Raw genomic sequence first — 20,234 nt, 5'->3', positions numbered from 1 at the left:
CAATCGCGAGCTGCGCTCGCTCCTACGTTTGTTTCGGGCCAGTAACGCCTGTGACAGGCGCGCGCGGCCGCCTTGTTTGTACGGCGCGATATTGAGGCATGCACCAAGGCGTTCGCGCGCAAATCCCGCAGGAGTAATTGGCCCGAAACAAACGTAGGAGCGAGCGCAGCTCGCGATTGCGCCGCGCGGGCGGCGCTCGCTCTCACAGGCGCTGCCATACCTTGTGGCAAACACCTATCAGCCCTGATGCGCTCCCTGTGGGAGCTGGCTTGCCAGCGATAGGCCGCGCAGCGGCCCCGTTTGAGGCCGAGCGCCAGGGGTGGGTTAGAAGCTGTCGCCAGGCACGCGAACCCAGCCCTCCATCAGCACGCGAGCACTGCGGCTCATGATTGCCTTGGTCACTGTCCACTCGCCGTTTACCTGGCGGGCTTCGGCGCCGACCCGCAGCGTGCCCGAGGGATGGCCGAAACGCACGGCGCTGCGCTCGCCCCCGCCCGCCGCCAGGTTGACCAGCGTACCGGGAATGGCCGCCGCCGTACCGATCGCCACCGCCGCGGTGCCCATCATGGCATGGTGCAGTTTGCCCATCGACAAGGCACGTACCAACAGGTCGATCTCGCTTGCCATTACCGCCTTGCCACTGGACGCCGTGTAGGTGCTGGGTGGTGCGACGAAGGCCACTTTCGGTGTGTGCTGACGCCCGGCAGCCTGGTCGACATGGTCGATCAGGCCCATACGCACGGCGCCATGGGCACGGATGGCCTCGAAGCGCAGCAGCGCTTGCGGGTCACCGTTGATGGCGTCCTGCAACTCCGTGCCGGTGTAGCCGATATCGGCAGCATTGATGAAAATGGTCGGGATGCCGGCATTGATCAAGGTGGCCTTGAAGGTGCCGACACCCGGCACCTCAAGGTCGTCGACCAGGTTGCCGGTCGGGAACATGGCACCGCCGGCACCGTCCTCGTCCGCAGCCGGGTCAAGGAACTCCAACTGCACTTCCGCTGCCGGGAACGTTACCCCATCCAGCTCGAAGTCTCCGGTTTCCTGCACCTCGCCTTCAGTGACCGGCACGTGGGCAATGATGGTCTTGCCGATGTTCGCCTGCCAGATACGCACGGTGGCCACGCCGCTGCGTGGAATGCGCGCGCTGTCGACCAGGCCGCTACTGATGGCGAAGGACCCGACCGCAGCAGACAGGTTGCCGCAGTTGCCGCTCCAGTCGACAAAGGCCTTGTCGATGCTGACCTGGCCGAACAGGTAATCGACATCATGGCCCGGCTTGATGCTGGGCGACAGGATGACGGTCTTGCTGGTGCTGGAGGTCGCGCCGCCCATGCCGTCGATCTGCTTGCCGTAAGGGTCGGGGCTGCCGATGACCCGCAGCAATAGCGCGTCGCGGGCAGGGCCTGGGACCTGCGCCGGCTCGGGCAGGTCTTGCAGGCGGAAGAACACGCCTTTGCTGGTGCCACCACGGATGTAGGTGGCGGGTATTCTTGTTTGCGGTACGTGAGCCATTGCTTTGCTGTCCTGTCTGATGGGCATGAGACCCTCGGGATTGCTTTGCAGCCCATCGCCGGCAACCCAGCGCCCACAGGGACCGTGCTGCCATCGAGATTGCGCGACTCCTGTGGGCGCTGGCTCGCCGGCGATGGGCCGCAACGCGGCCCCTGCTCTTAGGGTTAGGCGGTAGCTTCGAGGAAGTCCTGGGCGAAGCGCTGCAGCACCCCGCCCGCTTCGTAGATCGACACTTCCTCGGCCGTGTCCAGGCGGCAGGTCACCGGCACATCGATGCGCTCGCCGCTGGCCCGGGTAATCACCAGGGTCAGCGTAGCGCGCGGCGTACGCGCACCCAGCACGTCATAGGTTTCGCTACCGTCCAGCCCCAAGGTCTTGCGGTCGGTGCCGGGTTTGAACTCCAGCGGCAGCACGCCCATGCCTACCAGGTTGGTGCGGTGAATGCGCTCGAAACCTTCTGCGACAATGGCCTCGACACCGGCCAGGCGGACGCCCTTGGCCGCCCAGTCACGCGATGAGCCCTGGCCGTAGTCGGCACCGGCCACGATAATCAGCGGCTGCTTGCGCTGCATGTAGGTCTCGATCGCCTCCCACATGCGGGTCACCCTGCCTTCCGGTTCGATTCGCGCCAGCGAGCCTTGCTTCACGCTGCCGTCTGCGTTGCGCACCATCTCGTTGAACAGCTTGGGGTTGGCAAAGGTCGCGCGCTGGGCGGTCAGGTGGTCACCGCGGTGGGTGGCGTAAGAGTTGAAGTCTTCTACTGGCAGGCCCATTTTCGCCAGGTACTCCCCCGCAGCACTGTCGAGCATGATCGCGTTGGATGGCGACAGGTGGTCGGTGGTGATGTTGTCCGGCAGCACCGCCAGCGGGCGCATGCCACGCAGGGTACGCTCACCGGCCAGGGCACCTTCCCAGTACGGCGGCCGTCGAATATAGGTGCTCATTGGCCGCCATTCATACAACGGTGCCACTTTCGGCCCGCGGTCTTCCTCGATGGCGAACATCGGGATGTACACCTTGCGGAATTGCTCCGGCTTGACCGCCGCACGCACCACGGCGTCGATCTCTTCGTCACTGGGCCAGATGTCCTTGAGGCGGATTTCCTGGCCATCGACCACGCCCAGCACGTCCTTTTCGATGTCAAAGCGAATGGTGCCCGCAATCGCGTAGGCGACCACCAAGGGCGGCGAGGCCAGGAAGGCTTGCTTGGCATACGGGTGGATACGCCCGTCGAAGTTGCGGTTGCCCGACAGCACGGCGGTGGCGTACAGGTCACGGTCGATGATTTCCTGCTGGATCACCGGGTCGAGGGCACCAGACATGCCGTTGCAGGTCGTACAGGCGAAGGCGACGATGCCAAAGCCCAGTTGCTCCAGTTCTTTCTCCAGGCCAGCCTCTTCCAGGTACAGCTGCACCGCCTTGGAGCCCGGGGCCAGCGATGACTTGACCCACGGCTTGCGGGTGAGGCCCAGCCTGTTGGCGTTGCGCGCAATCAGGCCTGCGGCGATCACGTTGCGCGGGTTGCTGGTGTTGGTACAGCTGGTGATGGCGGCAATGATCACCGCACCATCAGGCATCTGCCCTGGCACTTGCTGCCAGCTGCCGGCAATGCCTTTGGCCGCCAGCTCGCTGGTGGCGACGCGGGCATGCGGGTTGGACGGGCCGGCCATGTTGCGTACCACGCTCGACAAGTCGAAGCTCAGGGTACGCTCGTATACTGCGCCGGCCAGGCTGTCGGCCCACAGGCCGGCGACCTTGGCATAGGTTTCCACCCGTTTGACCTGCGGTTCTTCACGGCCGGTCAGGCGCAGGTAATCGATGGTCTGCTGGTCGATGGCGAACATGGCCGCCGTGGCGCCGTACTCCGGGGCCATGTTGGAGATGGTCGCGCGGTCCCCCAGGGTCAGGGCGCGCGCACCTTCACCGTGGAACTCCAGGTAGGCGCCGACCACTTTCTGCTTGCGCAGGAACTCGGTCAGGGCCAGCACCAGGTCGGTGGCGGTGAGGTTCGGCGCCAGCTTGCCGGTCAACTCGACACCGACGATTTCCGGCAGGCGCATCCACGATGCTCGGCCAAGCATCACGTTTTCCGCTTCCAGGCCACCCACGCCAATGGCGATCACGCCCAAGGCATCGACGTGCGGGGTGTGGCTGTCAGTGCCCACGCAGGTATCCGGGTAGGCGATGCCATGGTCGCAGTGCACCACCGGCGACATCTTCTCCAGGTTGATCTGGTGCATGATGCCGTTACCCGGCTGGATCACGTCGACATTCTTGAACGCTTTCTTGGTCCAGTTGATGAAGTGGAAGCGGTCCTCGTTACGTCGGTCTTCGATGGCGCGGTTCTTGTCGAACGCTTGCGGGTCATAGCCGCCGCACTCGACAGCCAGCGAGTGGTCGACGATCAGTTGTACCGGCACCACCGGGTTGACCTGGGCCGGGTCGCCGCCCTTGTCGGCGATGGCGTCACGCAGGCCGGCGAGGTCGACCAGCGCGGTCTGGCCGAGGATGTCATGGCACACCACGCGCGCCGGGAACCACGGGAAATCGAGGTCGCGCTTGCGCTCGATCAGTTGGCTCAGCGAGGCGTCGAGGGTGGCCGGGTCGCAGCGACGCACCAGGTTTTCGGCGAGAACGCGCGAGGTGTACGGCAGGCCGTCGTAGGCGCCGGGCTTGATCGCCTCGACCGCCGCGCGCGCATCGAAGTAGTCCAGGTCGGTGCCTGGCAGGGGCTTGCGGTATGCAGTATTCATATCGTTATCAGGCTCGGTCACGGTACTCGGTATACAGATCTGGCCAATGGGGGCGCTGCGCAGTCCCTGTGGGAGCGGCCTTATGCCGCGATTGGGCTGCGCAGCAGCCCTGGCGATCCATGCCTCAGCGCTGCTCGATCGGCACGAACTGACGCTGCTCGACGCCGACATACTCGGCGCTCGGGCGGATGATGCGGTTGTTGGCGCGCTGCTCGAACACGTGCGCCGCCCAGCCAGTCAGGCGCGAACAGACGAAGATCGGGGTGAACAGCTTGGTCGGAATACCCATGAAGTGGTAAGCCGCGGCATGGTAGAAGTCGGCATTGGGGAACAGGCGTTTCTGCTCCCACATGGTCTTGTCGATGGCTTCGGAAACCGGGTACAGCACCTTGTCGCCCACCTCATCGGCCAACTGCTTCGACCAGCCCTTGATCACCTCGTTGCGCGGGTCGGACTCTTTGTAGATGGCATGCCCGAAGCCCATGATCTTGTCTTTGCGCTCGAGCATGCGCAGCAGCTCGGCAGTGGCTTCCTGCGGGCTCTGGAAGCGCTCTATCAGCTCCATGGCAGCCTCGTTGGCGCCCCCGTGCAGCGGGCCGCGCAACGTGCCGATGGCTGCGGTAACGCAGGAATACAGGTCGGACAGGGTCGAAGCGCACACCCGGGCCGTGAAGGTCGAGGCGTTGAACTCGTGCTCGGCGTAGAGGATCAGCGACACGTTCATGACCTTGACGTGCAGCTCGCTGGGCTTCTTGCCGTGCAGCAGGTGCAGGAAGTGGCCGCCCAGGGTGTCTTCGTCGCTACTGCAGTCGATGCGCACGCCATGGTGGGTGAAGCGGTACCAGTAGCACATCACCGCCGGGAACAGGGCCAACAGCCGGTCGGTCTTGTCGCGCTGGGCTTCGAAGGTGAGCTCGGGCTCGAGGGTACCGAGCACCGAACAACCGGTGCGCATCACGTCCATGGGGTGGGCGTCGCGGGGAATGCGCTCGAGCACTTCCTTGAGTGCCGGTGGCAGGTCACGCATGCCCTTGAGCTTGTGCTTGTAGTCGGCCAGTTCAGCCTGGGAGGGCAGCTCGCCGTACAGCAGCAGGTAGGCGACCTCTTCGAATTCGGCACCAGCGGCCAGGTCACGCACATCGTAACCGCGGTAGGTCAGACCGGCACCGGCCTGACCCACGGTGGACAGCGCAGTCTGGCCGGCGACCTGGCCACGCAGGCCTGCGCCACTGAGTACTTTTGCTTCGGCCATGGTGTTTCTCCTTTCTTGAACTTGTTATGGAAATCTGGCTGGCTAATCGGGCTTGCCTGTACCCGCCCTTTCGCGGGCAACCCCGCTGCCATGCGGGGCTGGTGTTGTCACTGGCTCAGCCCTTCTTCTGGGCAAACAACGCGTCGAGGCTCTGCTCGAAGGCGTGGTAGCCAATGGCATCGTAAAGCTCCATGCGCGTCTGCATGGTGTCGATCACGTTCTTCTGCGTGCCGTCGCGGCGCAGCGCGGTGTACACATTCTCGGCTGCCTTGTTCATGGCGCGGAACGCCGACAGCGGGTACAGCACCAGCGAAACATCGACCGCAGCCAGCTCTTGGGTGGTGTACAGCGGAGTGGCGCCAAACTCGGTGATGTTGGCCAGAATCGGTGCCTTCACCCGGTCAGCGAAGGTCTTGTACATCTGCAGCTCGGTGATCGCTTCCGGGAAGATCATGTCGGCACCCGCCTCGATGCACGCTGCGGCACGGTCCAGGGCAGCGTTCAAGCCTTCGACGGCCAAGGCGTCGGTACGCGCCATGATCACGAAGTTGTCGTCGCTGCGGGCGTCGACGGCTGCCTTGATACGGTCGACCATTTCCTGCTGACTGACGATTTCCTTGTTCGGCCGGTGGCCGCAACGCTTGGCCCCGACCTGATCCTCGATATGGATCGCCGCCGCACCGAACTTGCTCATCGAGCGCACGGTGCGCGCCACGTTGAAAGCCGAGGCACCGAAGCCTGTATCGACATCCACCAGCAGCGGCAGGTCGCACACATCGGTGATACGGCGCACGTCGGTGAGCACATCGTCCAGGCCAGTGATGCCCAGGTCCGGCAGGCCCAGGGAACCTGCTGCCACGCCGCCACCGGACAGGTAGATGGCCTTGAAACCGGCGCGCTTGGCCAGCAAGGCATGGTTGGCATTGATGGTGCCAACCACCTGCAGGGGGTGTTCAGCGGCGACGGCATCGCGAAAACGCTGACCGGGTGTGCTGTTCACAGTCATTTCTCACCTCGTGGGTTATTGTTGTGGGCGTCCAGATAGTGACGCTCGATATTGCGCTTGGACGCACCGATGTGACGGCGCATCAGAAGTTCGGCCAGTTCGCCGTCACGTTCGGCGATGGCATCGAGAATGCGATGGTGTTCGGCAAAGGCCTGGCGTGGCCGGTTGGGCGTGGCCGAGAACTGGATACGGTACATGCGCACCAGCTGGTACAGCTCGCCACACAGCATCTTGACCAACGTCTGGTTACCGCTGCCCTGGATGATGCGGTAATGGAAGTCGTAGTCACCCTCCTGCTGGTAGTAACCCAGGCCAGCCTGGAACGCGGCATCCCGCTCATGGGTATCGAGCACCCGGCGCAGCTCGTCGATATCGGCCTGGCTCATGCGTTCAGCGGCCAGGCGGCAGGCCATGCCTTCCAGGGACTCACGAATCTCGTACAGCTCGATCAGTTCGGCATGGTTGAGCGATACCACCCGTGCGCCTACATGGGGCACCCGCACCAGCAGGCGCTGGCCTTCCAGGCGGTGGATGGCCTCGCGCAGCGGCCCGCGGCTGATGCCATAGGTGCGTGCCAGCTCTGGCTCGGAGATCTTGCTGCCAGGGGCAATTTCCCCTTTGACGATGGCCGCCTGAATACGCCGGAAGACGTTTTCCGACAAGGTTTCCGATTCGTCTGCCAGCATCGGGCCAGGGGTGGAAAGGTCTTGCATATTGTCGACACCTTGGGAAATCTCTTCGCCAGAAGTTAACCATCGATGCCACTCAAGTCAAATACAAATTCAATATTGTCGACAATCGCATAAGAACGAACTTAGGCAAGCCAAGCGCTGTCAGATCGCGCACCGCTGGCGTCAATACGTCGTCGTGATAGAATGCCGCGCCTCCGATGGGGTATGGATAGCCTGTCTGTCATGCAGTCATGCTTGTTGACAGATGAACGAGGAAGCTTGCGCAGTAGTTGCCAGTCACCTTGACCTGAACCTTGCCTAGAACCTTGCACTGCATCGCGCCAGGATTATGAGACTCACACCCGTTTTATTGCTGCTTTGCCTCACCCTGCTGCCGGCCATTGGCCAGGCGGCCGGCAAGACCGTGTACGGTCTCAATGAATACGCACGCCTGGGCGACCTGGACCTGGAAGTGGCGGCCAAACTCGACACCGGCGCCAAAACTGCCTCGCTCAGCGCCCGCGACATCAAGCGCTTCAAGCGCAACGGCGAAAGCTGGGTGCGCTTCTACCTGGCCATCGATGCCGCCCACTCGCACCCGATCGAACGGCCCCTGGCCCGCGTCAGCAAAATCAAGCGCCGAGCGGGCGACTATGATGCTGAATCGGGCAAGGCCTACACCGCCCGCCCGGTCATCGAACTCGAAATCTGCATGGGCCAGGCCTTGCGCACCATCGAAGTCAACCTCACCGACCGCAGCGCCTTCCAGTTCCCGCTGCTGATCGGCTCCGAGGCGCTCAAGCACTTCGACGCGCTGGTCGACCCAAGCCTTAAATACGCGGCCGGCAAACCTGCCTGTGCCACCGACGCTCCCAAAGCAGAGTAATCCCGATGCGCTCTCTTACCCTCCATCTGAAAGTCCTGATCACCGTACTGGTGTTGTTGGGCGTGGCAGTCACGGCTTATCAGATCTTCTTCCTCGGCATCCCGGTGACCGAGGATGAAACCGACGACCTGTGGAACATCGACGCCAAGGTCGAGTTCGTGGCCAGCACCAAGGACCCGGTCAAGGTGCAGATGTTCGTGCCGCCACTGAACCGCGACTACGTCAGCCTCAACGAGAGCTTCATCTCCAACAACTACGGGGTGAGCGTCAACCGTGCCGATGGCAACCGCAAGGTCACCTGGTCGGCCCGTCGCGCCAGCGGCAACCAGACGCTGTACTACCGCCTGGTGCTGACCAAGCGCTACAGCAACGAAAAAACCGCGGTAAAAGGCCCGACCTTCCGTGACAGCCTGGCCATCGACGGCCCCGAAAAAATCGCCGCCGAGGCGCTGATGGCGCCTATCCGCCAGCATTCGGCCGACGTCGAGACGTTCGTCAGCGAAACCATCAAGCGGGTCAACAACCTCAACGATGACAACGTCAAACTGCTGCTGGCCGGCGATACCTCACCGATGAAAAAGGCCCAGGTGATCGACCTGCTGCTGTCGATTGCCCACGTACCGATGGAAAAGGTGCACACCATCCGCCTGGTGGCCGACACCCCGCAAACCCCCGAGCTGTGGCTGCGCAGCTACAACGGCAACGACTGGCTGTACTTCAACCCGGACACGGGCGAACAGGGCCTGCCCAGCGACCGACTGCTGTGGTGGACCGGTGACGACAACCTGATTACCGTCGATGGCGGCAAGAAGGCCAACGTCACGTTCAGCATGAACAACAGTGAAATGAACGCCATTCGCCTGGCCAAGCTGACTGACGAGAACACCGACGCCGACTTCCTCGAATATTCGCTGTACGGCCTGCCCCTGCAAACCCAGCAGACCTTCATGATCATGGTCATGATCCCGATTGGTGTGCTGGTGATCCTGGTGCTGCGCAACCTCATCGGTATCCAGACCCTGGGTACCTTCACCCCGGTGCTGATCGCCCTGGCCTTCCGCGAAACCCAGCTGGGCTTCGGTATCGTGTTGTTCACGGTCATCACGGCACTGGGCCTGTCACTGCGTTCGTACCTGGAACACCTGAAGCTGCAGATGCTGCCGCGCCTGTCCGTGGTGCTGACCTTCGTCGTGGTGCTGATTGCGGCGATCAGCCTGTTCAGCCACAAGCTGGGCCTTGAACGCGGGCTGTCGGTAGCCCTGTTCCCGATGGTGATCCTGACCATGACCATCGAACGCCTGTCGATCACCTGGGAAGAGCGTGGCGGCGGCCATGCCATGAAAGTGGCCATCGGCACCCTGTTTGCCGCATCGCTGGCACACCTGCTGATGATGGTGCCAGAGCTGGTGTACTTCGTGTTCACCTTCCCGGCCGTGCTGCTGATCCTGGTCGGCTTCATGCTGGCGATGGGCCGTTATCGCGGCTACCGTCTGACCGAGCTGATGCGCTTCAAGGCATTCGTGAAAAAGGCAGACGTGTGATGTTTGGCCTGATCAAGACGTGGAAAGCCCTGGAGGCCCGGGGCATCATGGGCATCAACCGGCGTAACGCAGACTATGTGCTGAAGTACAACAAACGCAGCCTGTACCCGATTGTCGACGACAAGATCATCACCAAGGAGCGCGCCCTCGCGGCAGGTATCCACGTGCCGGAAATGTACGGTGTCATCGAGACCGAGAAGCAGATCGACAAGCTTCACGAGATCATTGGCGGCCGCAACGACTTCGTCATCAAGCCGGCCCAAGGTGCCGGCGGTGACGGCATCCTGGTGATCGCCGACCGCTTCGAGGACCGCTACCGCACCGTTTCCGGCAAGATCATGAGCCACGAGGAAATCGAGCACCAGGTCTCGAGCATCCTCACTGGCCTGTACTCGCTGGGCGGGCACCGTGACCGGGCGCTGATCGAATACCGGGTCACACCCGACCAGATCTTCAAGAGCATCAGCTATGAAGGCGTGCCCGATATCCGCATCATCGTGCTGATGGGCTACCCGGTCATGGCCATGCTGCGCCTGCCCACCCGGCAGTCCGGCGGCAAGGCCAACCTGCACCAGGGCGCCATCGGCGTAGGGGTCGACCTGGCTACCGGCGTGACCCTGCGGGGCACCTGGCTGAACAACATCATCAGCAAGCACCCAGACACCACCAACGCGGTTGACGGCGTGCAACTGCCGAACTGGGACGGCTTCATGAAGCTGGCCGCCGGGTGCTACGAGCTGTGCGGGCTGGGCTATATCGGCGTGGACATGGTCCTGGACCAGGACAAAGGCCCGCTGATTCTGGAGCTTAACGCCCGCCCAGGGCTGAACATCCAGATCGCCAACGACTGCGGGCTGACCCAGCGCACCCATGCCATCGAAGCGCACATCGAAGCGCTGGCCAAGGACGGCCTGACGGAGGATGTCGAACAGCGGGTGAAGGTGTCGCAGGGCTTGTTCGGGCACGTACACCCGGGCTGACATCGCCGGGGCGGCTGCCACATCTCCTGGGGCAGCCGCCTTGCGTCGCGACCAGCCCCAGGCGCCAAACACCCGGTTGAATGTCGCGCCCAGTGCTAGGCGCTGCTCCCGCACAGGTCTACAATCGCCCTCCTCGCTTTTACATCGCCGTCCATACTGATGCCGACCTGTACGCTCCACCCCCTGCCCTACCAACCCGACCCAGCCGCCTATTTCGCCCGCCTGCGCCAGGCGCCCGGCGCCATCCTGCTCGACAGCGCCCGCCCTGGTGCCGAGCGCGGGCGCTTCGATCTGCTCAGTGCCTGGCCGTTGCAACAACTGCAAGCCGAACCCGCAGAGGATGGCCGCGCCTTTCTCGCCCGCCTGCGCGAGGGCCTGGCGCGCCTGGGCAGCGCGGATTTGCCCAGCGGCGTAGAACTGCCTTTCGCCGGCGGCCTGATCGGCTACCTGAGCTATGACTTCGGCCGCCGCCTTGAACACCTGCCAAGCAACGCCGTGGATGACCTCGGCCTGCCCGACGCGCAACTGGGCCTGTATGCCTGGGCGCTGGTCAGCGACCACCAGTGCGGCACCAGCCAGCTGGTGTTTCACCCAAGCCTGGCGCAACACGAGCGCGAACGCCTGATCAACCTCTTCGCCGGCAGCGAGCACACGCCCGATGGCGACTTTCAACTGCTCGCCCCCATGGCCGGCGACTTGCAGCCTGCGCAGTACCAGGCCGCCTTCGACCAGGTGCAGCGCTATATCCAGGCCGGTGACTGCTACCAGATCAACCTCACCCAGCGCTTTCGCGCGCCGTGCAAGGGCGACCCGTGGCAGGCCTACAAGGCACTGCGCCAGGCCTGCCCGACGCCCTTTTCGGGCTATCAGCAGTTGGCCGACGGCAGCGCCCTGCTCAGCTTTTCACCCGAGCGCTTCATTCGCGTCAGCCAACGCCAGGTCGAGACCCGCCCGATCAAGGGCACGCGCCCACGCGCCAGCGACCCGGGCGAAGACCGGCGCAATGCCCAGGCGCTGTTGCACAGCCCCAAGGACCGCTCGGAAAACCTGATGATCGTCGACCTGCTGCGCAACGACCTGGGGCGTACCTGCGAGGTGGGCTCGGTGAAGGTGCCGGAGCTGTTCAGCCTGGAGAGCTACCCCAACGTGCACCACCTGGTCAGTAGCATTACCGGCCGCTTGGCCAGCGGCAAGGACGCCCTGGACCTGATCGCCGACAGTTTCCCTGGCGGCTCGATTACCGGCGCGCCGAAGATCCGCGCCATGCAGATCATCGACGAGCTGGAGCCCACGCGGCGGGCACTGTACTGCGGCTCCCTGCTGTATGTGGACGTGCGCGGCGAAATGGACAGCTCGATCGCCATTCGCAGCCTGCTGGTCAAGGATGGTCAGGTCAGTTGCTGGGGTGGCGGCGCAGTGGTGGCCGACTCCGAATGGCAGGCCGAGTACGAAGAGTCGATTGCCAAGGTGCGGGTATTGCTGCAGACACTGCAAGGCCTGTGAGCGCCAGCCCGTCCAGACCCTGTTTTTTTGTTACCATCACCCCCACTACGAGCGCACAGCGCCACAGCCAAGATGGAAACCGCCTGATGAGCCAACCCTTCGACGTCGCCGCCCTGGCCGCGACCTATGCCAACAAATCCCCGCAAGACATCCTCAAGCTTGCCTTCGAGCACTTCGGCGACGACCTGTGGGTTTCCTTCAGCGGCGCCGAGGACGTGGTGCTGGTCGACATGGCCTGGAAGCTTAACAAGCAGGTCAAGGTATTCAGCCTCGACACAGGCCGCCTGCACCCGGAAACGTACCGGTTCATCGACCAGGTGCGCGAGCAGTATGGCCTGCCGATCGAAATCCTCAGCCCGGACCGCGCCCAGCTTGACCCATTCGTCAAGGAAAAGGGCCTGTTCAGTTTCTACAAGGACGGCCATGGCGAGTGCTGCGGCATTCGCAAGATCGAGCCATTGCGGCGCAAGCTGGCAACCGTCAGCGCCTGGGCCACTGGCCAGCGCCGTGACCAGAGCCCTGGCACTCGCAGCCAGGTGGCAGCGCTGGAAATCGACAGCGCCTTCTCCACGCCCGAGCGCACGCTGTACAAGTTCAACCCGCTGGCGCAGATGAGCAGCGCAGAAGTGTGGGGTTATATCCGCATGCTGGAGCTGCCGTACAACAGCCTGCATGAACGTGGCTTCATCAGCATCGGCTGCGAGCCCTGCACGCGCCCGGTGCTGCCGAACCAGCATGAACGTGAAGGGCGTTGGTGGTGGGAAGAGTCCACCCAGAAAGAGTGCGGGTTGCACGCTGGCAACCTGATCAGCAAGGCTTGAACCCGTAACGCCGCTGTAGAACCGGGGGCGCAAAGCCCCCGGTGTTCGCGTTTCAGTGCACGGGCAGCTCGACCCCTTCGAACAGCGCTTCGAGCTCCTGCTTGTTGTGGCACTGGATTGCCTTGGCCATCACTTCGCGGGTCAGGTGCGGCGCGAACTTCTCGATGAAGTCACACATGAAGCCGCGCAGGAAGGTGCCACGGCGGAAACCGATCTTGGTGATGCTGGCCTCGAACAGCTCGCTGGCATCGAGTGCCACCAGGTCGCTGTCGAGCTTGGCGTCCACTGCCATGCCGGCAACGATGCCCACGCCAAGCCCCAGGCGCACATAGGTCTTGATCACGTCGGCGTCGGCGGCAGTGAACACTACCTTCGGCGTAAGGCCGCGGTGGTTGAAGGCCTCATCCAGCTTGGAGCGCCCGGTGAAACCGAACACATAGGTCACGATCGGGTATTCGGCTACGGCCTCCAACGTCAGCTTGGGCAGCTTGGCCAATGGGTGACCTTGCGGCACGACCACACAGCGGTTCCACTTGTAGCATGGCATCATGACCAGGTCGCCGAACAGTTCCAGTGCCTCGGTGGCAATGGCAAAGTCGACCGTGCCGTCTGCGGCCATTTCGGCAATCTGCATCGGCGAGCCCTGGTGCATGTGCAGGGACACTTCCGGGTATTGCTTGATGAAGCTGCTGATCACCGGCGGCAACGCGTAGCGCGCCTGGGTATGGGTGGTGGCGATGGACAGCGTGCCCTTTTTCTCGTTGGAGAACTCCTGGGCGATCTGCTTGATGCTCTCGACCTTGCGCAGGATTTCGCCCGCGGTATTGATGATGCGCTCACCGGCCGGGGTAACGCGGGTCAGGTGTTTGCCACTGCGCGCGAATACTTCAACACCCAACTCGTCTTCCAGCAGGCGGATCTGCTTGCTGATACCCGGCTGGGAGGTATACAGGCTCTGCGCCGTCGCGGAGACATTGAGGTCATGATGCGCCACTTCCCAGATGTAGCGCAGTTGTTGAAGCTTCATAGATTTCCCTCGGTTCAGCGATGAGTCAGCGGCAGCAAGCAGCGACGATATATAACTATATTAGTGGTTCCGGAAATAAATCTAGAACAATTTTGTTACATGCTGAGGATATGCCCTACAGCCGCGCTCACGTTTTCCTACGCCCCAAATGCTGCGCCAACGGCACCATGTAGACCGGGACCGGCGACAGTTGCAGCAGCCGCACCGCCGTGCGGCCGATTGGCACATCCACACCGGCACCGGCACTGTGGCTACCAAAAATCAGCAGGTCGACACTGAGCCGTTGCGCCTGATCCAGAATGACCTGCGCCGGATCGCCCTGGCGAACCCGTACGGCCTTGATGACGGCAAGGTCGGCCTCCTCGCCCAGCTCATCGCGAAAGTTCTCCAGCACGCGCTGCTCTATATTGGCCATTACCGTATTCACCCCCTGGCTGTGCAACTGGTCGAGCGTTTGCTCGTCGAGGTAGCTTTGCAGGAGAGATTCAGCGAACTGGCCCATGGGCTCGACCGCATGGATCACGTACAACTCAGCCCCGAATGTCCGCGCCAGCGCCAGCGCATGTTGCATGACAAACGGGGCATAGACACCGAGGTCGGTGGCGTACAGCATGGAGCGGATCATTCGACCTCCTGGACTGCCGCTGCGGCAGATCAAGCTTCAGCTTAGCAGCGCGGCAGAGGCACGCTTCGCCGTCCGGCGCGCTGCACGGGTGAGCTGTATCGGGCTGGGAATACCCCCCTCGAAACGCTCAGACCCGGCCTTGGTGCTGGTCGATGAACAACAGCGCCTGATACAGCATTTCCATGCGCGGCAAGCGGCAGCCAGCCGCCCGCGCCTGCGCCAGCGGCTCGGCATAAATGGCCTGCAACTCCAATGGGCGCTTGTGTGCATGGTCGTGGTACATGCTCGGCCAGTAATCAGGCATGCGCTCGGTGACCTGGAACAGGTGTTGGGCGTAGCCTTCCGGCAGCACATGGCCGCATGCTGCGGCACCCTGCACAACTTCTGCCATCAGCGCCAGGACCAGTTCACGGCTGGCGGCGTTGCCCATCAATGCAGTGGTGCTGGCACCCAGCAATACCGAGAGCCCGTTGTAAGGCACGTTCCACACCAGTTTCTGCCAGCGCGCCAGCGCCAGGTTCGGCATGGCGTGCGAGTCGATGCCCGCCGCCTGGAACAAGCTTGTGCCCTCACTGACAAGCGCCGTACCACCATCGCTGGCAGGCCCGCTGTGGTACCCCAGGTTCACGGTACCCAAGGCCTGATGCCGGATCACCCCTGGCCCCTGCCGGTTGACACAGATGAAGCACAGCCCGCCCAGCAGGTGCATGTCGCTGCGCAGTGCCGGGCGCAGCTGCTCCTCGACCCCCAGGCCGTTCTGCAACAGCACCACCTTGGCACCCGGTGCGGCAGCCTGCACGATCAACGGGGCCAGGTGGTCGTTGCTGGTCGCCTTGGCCCCGATCAACAACCAGTCACAGGGCGGCATATCGGCGGCCCTGGCATAGGCTTGCACCTTCAGTTGCAGGGTGCCGTGCTCGGCACTGTCCAGGCTCAGGCCATGCTCACATACCGCCGGGTACTCGCTACGCAGCAGAAAATGCACATCGAAACCGGCCTTGGCCAGCATCAACCCATAGAAGCCGCCAATGGCGCCACTGCCAATGATGCCAATACGTAGTGCGCGCGAATGCATGCCAATCTCCAGCTAACAGGTAGGCGTTCTTTTTACACCGGTTGGGCAACGCTGGGCAGGCCATTCGCGCTTCAACCCTTGGTACAGGTAAAAACCCCACAATGACTGGGCTCAGCCCATTGTCCCGCCCCTTGTAACGCGCTAAGGTTCGGCTCCCCGTTGCGATTATTCTTGCTGCTGGGCCGCACGGGGATTGTTGGCGGCCGGCACCCGTGACCTGACGAGTAACACGATGGCTGATTTACCGATCGATGACTTGAACGTTGCCTCCAACGAGACCCTGATCACCCCTGATCAGCTCAAGAAGGAAATCCCCCTCAGCGCCAAGGCCCTGCAGACCGTGACTGCCGGCCGTGAAGTGGTGCGCAATATTCTCGACGGCAAGGACCATCGCCTGTTCGTCGTGGTCGGCCCTTGCTCCATCCACGATATCAAGGCCGCTCACGAATATGCCGAGCGCCTGAAAGTGCTGGCCGCAGAGGTGTCCGACACCCTGTACCTGGTCATGCGCGTGTACTTTGAAAAGCCGCGCACCACGGTCGGTTGGAAAGGCCTGATCAACGACCCGTACCTGGATGACTCGTTCAAGATCCAGGACGGCCTGCACATCGGCCGCAAGCTGCTGCTGGATTTGGCGGAAATGGGCCTGCCGACCGCGACCGAAGCGCTGGACCCTATCTCCCCGCAATACCTGCAGGACCTGATCAGTTGGTCGGCTATCGGCGCCCGTACCACCGAATCGCAAACCCACCGCGAGATGGCCTCGGGGCTGTCATCGGCGGTAGGTTTCAAGAACGGCACCGATGGCGGCCTGACCGTCGCCATTAACGCCTTGCAGTCGGTGTCCAAGCCACATCGCTTCCTGGGTATCAACCAGGAAGGCGGCGTGTCGATCGTCACCACCAAGGGCAACCCATACGGCCACGTGGTACTGCGCGGCGGTAATGGCAAACCCAACTACGATTCGGTCAGCGTTGCGCTGTGCGAGCAAGACCTTGCCAAGGCCAAGATCAAGGCAAACATCATGGTCGACTGCAGCCACGCCAACTCCAACAAGGACCCGGCCCTGCAACCACTGGTGATGGAGAACGTCGCCAACCAGATTCTCGAAGGCAATCAGTCGATCATCGGCCTGATGGTCGAAAGCCACCTGAACTGGGGCTGCCAGTCGATTCCGAAGAACCTGGAAGACCTGCAATACGGCGTGTCGGTTACCGATGCCTGTATCGACTGGTCGGCAACCGAAAAAACGCTGCGCAGCATGCGTGCCAAGCTGAAAGATGTATTGCCGCAGCGCAAGCGTGGCTGATTGACGCCCTATTGAGCGGGCTCACCATGGCCCGCTCTCATGGCCTGGCTCAGGCCTTGGTGGAGTGCCGCTGCTGGCGCTCCATGTAGCGCTCCACGTATGAGCACGACGGTATCACCGTGTAGCCCATCTGCTCGGCATAAGCCAGGGCCTGCTCGGTCAGCGCGGCAGCAATGCCACGGCCGCGCAGGGCGTTAGGCACGAAGGTGCGATAGATATCCAGCGTTTGCTTGCCCAGGTCCATGTACGTCAGGTAGGCACGATGACCGTCCACGGTGGTCTCGAACTGATGACCGGCCTGGTCATGGTGGATGGTCAACGATTCGCTCATCACTACTCCTCACAGGTCTTTCAGGTAGACCCTTCCCTTAACCGATGGTGGTTTAATCCGGCACAGAATGCTCTACGCCACCTGTTGCCCATACGACCACTGGACGATTGCAATCGTTCGAGTCTTCTGGCGCTCACAAGATAGTAGGCGCGGCATGCGGATTTACTCAAGGTTTCGACAGTTAAAAAGGGCCTGGCGCTACCCTCTTCACTTAATGCCGTTGACCCTGCAGCCGCCGGATGCTCTAGGCTTTAAGACGCCGAAAGACCGTGCAAGTCACCCTTAGTTCAACAAAAAAGTTCCTGTACTACACTTGCTTGCGAGCACGGCAGGTTGTTGATCACGCCCAGCTCGCACAGCGTGCCGGGGCCACGTCAAGCAACATTTTTTTTGCAGTTCTTGCGCTCAGTCAGTTTACTTACTACAAGTAATGAGTACTATGTACGCCGGCCAGTTTCTCTTTTCCGAGAGATGGCTATTTAATAGAAAGTCCTTGAAGGGGAACACGATGAACAACGTTCTGAAATTCTCTGCTCTGGCTCTGGCCGCAGTTCTGGCTACCGGTTGCAGCAGCGTCTCCAAAGAAACTGAAGCTCGTCTGACTGCGACTGAAGACGCAGCTGCTCGCGCTCAAGCCCGTGCCGATGAAGCCTACCGTAAGGCTGACGACGCACTGGCAGCCGCTCAGAAGGCTCAGCAGACCGCTGACGAAGCCAACGAGCGCGCTCTGCGTATGCTGGACAAAGCCAGCCGCAAGTAATAATCCTTACGGATTGTTAAGAAGCCGACCCACTTGTGGGTCGGCTTTTTTTTGCCTGCTCGTTGCCGCGCCTTCCAACTGTTACGAAAAGGCCCGCACAAAGGCGGGCCTCCCTGTATCGCCACTGCCTTACTGCAGTTCTGGGGGAATGCTGGAAACCACCGGTGCGCCTGCCTGGTTTTCGACCGGTACGGCAATTTCTACCGGCATGCCATCTTCTGCAGCCACCACATCACGCACCATGTCCCAGTTCATGCGCAGGTTGTTGGCCAGGTCTTCGCGCTTGAGCAAGGCATTGATGACAGCGGTATGCTTGTCGACTACCGACGGATTACCCTGGTCATCCAGCGGGGTGTGTGCCTCGAGGTACACCTTGCCGCCACTGATACCAAACTTGTAAGGCTCGTTGATGATGCGCACCGGCGTACCCACCGGCACCAGCTTGGACAGTTCCAACACGTTGTTGTTGAGCATGCGGAAGCAACCGTGGCTGGTGCGCATGCCGATACCGAACTTCTTGTTCGAACCGTGGATCAGGTAGCCCGGCACGCCCAAGGTGAACTTGAATGGCCCCAGTGGGTTGTCCGGGCCTGCCGGCACCACCGCAGGCAGGATATCGCCGTCTGCCGCGTGCTCTTTGCGGATGGATGCGGGCGGGGTCCAGGTCGGGTTCGGCGTCTTGGCGATGATCTTGGTGTTGGCGATCGGCGAACCCCAGCCTTCACGACCGATACCGAGCGGGAAGGTGTACACCACGTTTTGACCTTTCGGGTAGTAGTACAACCGGTACTCGGCCAGGTTGATGACCACGCCTTCGCGCGGGCCCGGTGGCAGGATGTAGCGGGTGGGCAGGATGATCTCGGTGCCGGCGCCCGGCAACCACGGGTCCACACCCGGGTTGGCAGCGATCATTTCCAGGTAGCCGAGGTCGTTGGCGGTGCCGATATCGGCGAAGGTGTCCTCGTACTTGGCCTTGATCACATGCACCTGGCCGACGATGTCTTCACCAGGAGGTGGCAGTGGCAGCTCCAGCGCAGCAGCGGGGCCTGCTACCAGCAGGGCGGCCAGGGACAGGCTACGGGTGACGGCAGGAAAGCGCGGCAACATCCGGTAAATCCTTCGAAAGGTGGGTCAAGAGAATCGATTGTACACCTGCACTGGTGCCAGCGGGAGGCATTGCTGAGCGGCAAGCGTTTCAGATGATGAAAGGTGCGAGTCGTTCAGCTGCCGTGCAGCTCAGGCCACACCGGACGCATGCCCCGCCGCTGGGCATCGAGGATGGCCCGGCACAGTTCGCACAGGCGGCCATCGCGATAGATCGAGCGCGGCACCCCCGACCAGCGCGGTTGCGCGGGCAGCAGCCCTCCGCACAAGGTACGGTCTACCGGCACACCCAACTCGAGCTGCCGTGCCACCAGGTGCACGCGGACCTCCTGGCAGGCAAACAGGTCAAGCTGCTCATCGGGCTCGATCAATTGGTAGGCGTACAGGGACCAGGCGGGGCGCGGCATCGGTGGCACTCGAAACGGGGGGCGCAACATTAGCCGAAAGCTGCCCCCGTTTAAAGCATCACAGCAAGGGTTTTATCGCCGGCCAGGCATTTTCCAGCAAGCGCTGCTGGGCACCCTGGGCCGGATGAATGCCATCAGCCTGCATCAACTCTGGCACACCCCCTACCCCTTCAAGGAAAAACGGCACCAGCGGGACCTTTTTGTCCGCCGCCAACTGCTCATACACGTTGGCAAACGCACGGGTGTAGCGCACACCATAATTGGGCGGCAGGCGCATGCCCAGCAGCACCACTTTGGCGCCAGCCTGCCGCGAGCGCTCGATCATCGAAGCAAGATTTTGTTGCAATTGCGCAGGCGGCTGCCCGCGCAGGCCATCGTTGCCGCCCAGCTCCAGTACCACCAGGCTGGGCTTATGCGCTGCAAGCAGCGCAGGCAAGCGCGCCTGGCCACCCGCACTGGTGTCGCCACTGATCGACGCATTGACCACCTTGGCGTCGAAACCTTCCTTCTCCAGCCGGGTCTGCAACAGAGAGACCCACCCCTGGCGGCTATCCAGGCCAAAACCGGCGCTGATACTATCGCCAACCACCAGCAACGTTCCCGCCGCCGCGCTCTGGGCCAGGCAATACAGGGCCAGACCGGCACTCAGCCACCTTATTCGCATCGGA

General features: G+C 62.4%; 19 protein-coding genes. 7 read left to right on the top strand and 12 right to left on the bottom strand.

Annotated features, from left to right (window positions below; all coding sequences use genetic code 11):
• Positions 1-324 precede the first annotated feature (324 nt).
• The 5 genes from prpF to DMX12_RS23800 form a co-directional block, all read right to left on the bottom strand.
• Complete coding sequence (gene prpF, locus DMX12_RS23820; RefSeq protein WP_110679601.1) at positions 325-1,515, bottom strand: 2-methylaconitate cis-trans isomerase PrpF; 1,191 nt, start codon at positions 1,513-1,515, stop codon at positions 325-327.
• Positions 1,516-1,679: 164 nt separating this feature from the next.
• On the bottom strand, positions 1,680-4,268 hold the full coding sequence (gene acnD, locus DMX12_RS23815; protein WP_110679600.1) for a Fe/S-dependent 2-methylisocitrate dehydratase AcnD: 2,589 nt from the start codon (positions 4,266-4,268) through the stop codon (positions 1,680-1,682).
• Between the two features lie 124 nt (positions 4,269-4,392).
• A complete protein-coding gene (gene prpC, locus DMX12_RS23810; protein ID WP_110679599.1) occupies positions 4,393-5,520 on the bottom strand; it encodes a 2-methylcitrate synthase in 1,128 nt (375 codons plus the stop codon).
• Positions 5,521-5,635: 115 nt separating this feature from the next.
• The gene (prpB, locus tag DMX12_RS23805; RefSeq protein ID WP_110679598.1) at positions 5,636-6,526 is read right to left on the bottom strand and encodes a methylisocitrate lyase; all 891 of its coding nucleotides are present in this window, start codon (positions 6,524-6,526) and stop codon (positions 5,636-5,638) included.
• Complete coding sequence (locus tag DMX12_RS23800) at positions 6,523-7,239, bottom strand: GntR family transcriptional regulator (protein WP_009683857.1); 717 nt, start codon at positions 7,237-7,239, stop codon at positions 6,523-6,525. The genes prpB and DMX12_RS23800 overlap by 4 nt, the downstream gene beginning before the upstream one ends.
• Positions 7,240-7,546: 307 nt before the next feature.
• Between DMX12_RS23800 and DMX12_RS23795 the strand changes: the two genes are divergently transcribed.
• The 5 genes from DMX12_RS23795 to DMX12_RS23775 all read left to right on the top strand — a co-directional run bounded on the left by DMX12_RS23795 (position 7,547) and on the right by DMX12_RS23775 (position 12,928).
• Complete coding sequence (locus DMX12_RS23795; RefSeq protein WP_029884944.1) at positions 7,547-8,083, top strand: ATP-dependent zinc protease; 537 nt, start codon at positions 7,547-7,549, stop codon at positions 8,081-8,083.
• Positions 8,084-8,088: 5 nt separating this feature from the next.
• Positions 8,089-9,624: an inactive transglutaminase family protein gene (locus DMX12_RS23790; protein ID WP_029884945.1), complete on the top strand. Its 1,536-nt coding sequence runs from the start codon at positions 8,089-8,091 to the stop codon at positions 9,622-9,624.
• Entirely contained in the window at positions 9,624-10,604 is a 981-nt protein-coding gene (locus tag DMX12_RS23785) for an alpha-L-glutamate ligase-like protein (RefSeq protein ID WP_009683854.1), read from the top strand. The genes DMX12_RS23790 and DMX12_RS23785 overlap by 1 nt, the downstream gene beginning before the upstream one ends.
• A gap of 159 nt (positions 10,605-10,763) precedes the next feature.
• Entirely contained in the window at positions 10,764-12,107 is a 1,344-nt protein-coding gene (gene pabB, locus DMX12_RS23780; protein ID WP_110679597.1) for an aminodeoxychorismate synthase component I, read from the top strand.
• An 86-nt stretch (positions 12,108-12,193) separates the two neighbouring features.
• Positions 12,194-12,928 (top strand): phosphoadenylyl-sulfate reductase, encoded by a 735-nt coding sequence (locus tag DMX12_RS23775; protein WP_009683852.1) that lies wholly within the window; start codon positions 12,194-12,196, stop codon positions 12,926-12,928.
• Positions 12,929-12,980: 52 nt separating this feature from the next.
• Here the strand turns inward: DMX12_RS23775 and cysB are convergent, their stop codons facing one another.
• The 3 genes from cysB to DMX12_RS23760 all read right to left on the bottom strand — a co-directional run bounded on the left by cysB (position 12,981) and on the right by DMX12_RS23760 (position 15,655).
• Complete coding sequence (cysB, locus tag DMX12_RS23770) at positions 12,981-13,955, bottom strand: HTH-type transcriptional regulator CysB (RefSeq protein ID WP_009683851.1); 975 nt, start codon at positions 13,953-13,955, stop codon at positions 12,981-12,983.
• Positions 13,956-14,082: 127 nt separating this feature from the next.
• On the bottom strand, positions 14,083-14,580 hold the full coding sequence (locus DMX12_RS23765) for a universal stress protein (protein WP_009683850.1): 498 nt from the start codon (positions 14,578-14,580) through the stop codon (positions 14,083-14,085).
• A 127-nt stretch (positions 14,581-14,707) separates the two neighbouring features.
• Positions 14,708-15,655, bottom strand: a complete 948-nt coding sequence (locus tag DMX12_RS23760) for a putative 2-dehydropantoate 2-reductase (protein WP_110679596.1) — start codon at positions 15,653-15,655, stop codon at positions 14,708-14,710.
• 232 nt (positions 15,656-15,887) lie between these two features.
• Between DMX12_RS23760 and DMX12_RS23755 the strand changes: the two genes are divergently transcribed.
• The gene (locus DMX12_RS23755; protein ID WP_009683848.1) at positions 15,888-16,964 is read left to right on the top strand and encodes a 3-deoxy-7-phosphoheptulonate synthase; all 1,077 of its coding nucleotides are present in this window, start codon (positions 15,888-15,890) and stop codon (positions 16,962-16,964) included.
• Between the two features lie 49 nt (positions 16,965-17,013).
• Here the strand turns inward: DMX12_RS23755 and DMX12_RS23750 are convergent, their stop codons facing one another.
• The gene (locus DMX12_RS23750; RefSeq protein ID WP_009683847.1) at positions 17,014-17,295 is read right to left on the bottom strand and encodes a GNAT family N-acetyltransferase; all 282 of its coding nucleotides are present in this window, start codon (positions 17,293-17,295) and stop codon (positions 17,014-17,016) included.
• 508 nt (positions 17,296-17,803) lie between these two features.
• On the opposite strand from DMX12_RS23750, the gene oprI reads away from it, so the two are divergent.
• Positions 17,804-18,055, top strand: coding sequence for an outer membrane lipoprotei OprI (gene oprI / locus DMX12_RS23745; protein WP_003259780.1), 252 nt, complete (start codon positions 17,804-17,806; stop codon positions 18,053-18,055).
• A 129-nt stretch (positions 18,056-18,184) separates the two neighbouring features.
• Here the strand turns inward: oprI and DMX12_RS23740 are convergent, their stop codons facing one another.
• From DMX12_RS23740 to DMX12_RS23730, 3 genes are all read right to left on the bottom strand, one after another.
• The gene (locus DMX12_RS23740) at positions 18,185-19,162 is read right to left on the bottom strand and encodes a L,D-transpeptidase family protein (protein ID WP_009683846.1); all 978 of its coding nucleotides are present in this window, start codon (positions 19,160-19,162) and stop codon (positions 18,185-18,187) included.
• 113 nt (positions 19,163-19,275) lie between these two features.
• Positions 19,276-19,566, bottom strand: a complete 291-nt coding sequence (locus tag DMX12_RS23735; protein WP_009683845.1) for a hypothetical protein — start codon at positions 19,564-19,566, stop codon at positions 19,276-19,278.
• Positions 19,567-19,624: 58 nt separating this feature from the next.
• The gene (locus DMX12_RS23730; protein ID WP_009683844.1) at positions 19,625-20,230 is read right to left on the bottom strand and encodes an arylesterase; all 606 of its coding nucleotides are present in this window, start codon (positions 20,228-20,230) and stop codon (positions 19,625-19,627) included.
• Positions 20,231-20,234: the final 4 nt, after the last annotated feature.

The organism is Pseudomonas sp. MB-090624 (assembly GCF_003205245.1).
Classification (GTDB): domain Bacteria; phylum Pseudomonadota; class Gammaproteobacteria; order Pseudomonadales; family Pseudomonadaceae; genus Aquipseudomonas; species Aquipseudomonas juntendi.
This window is presented reverse-complemented; position numbering and strand designations above follow the sequence as displayed.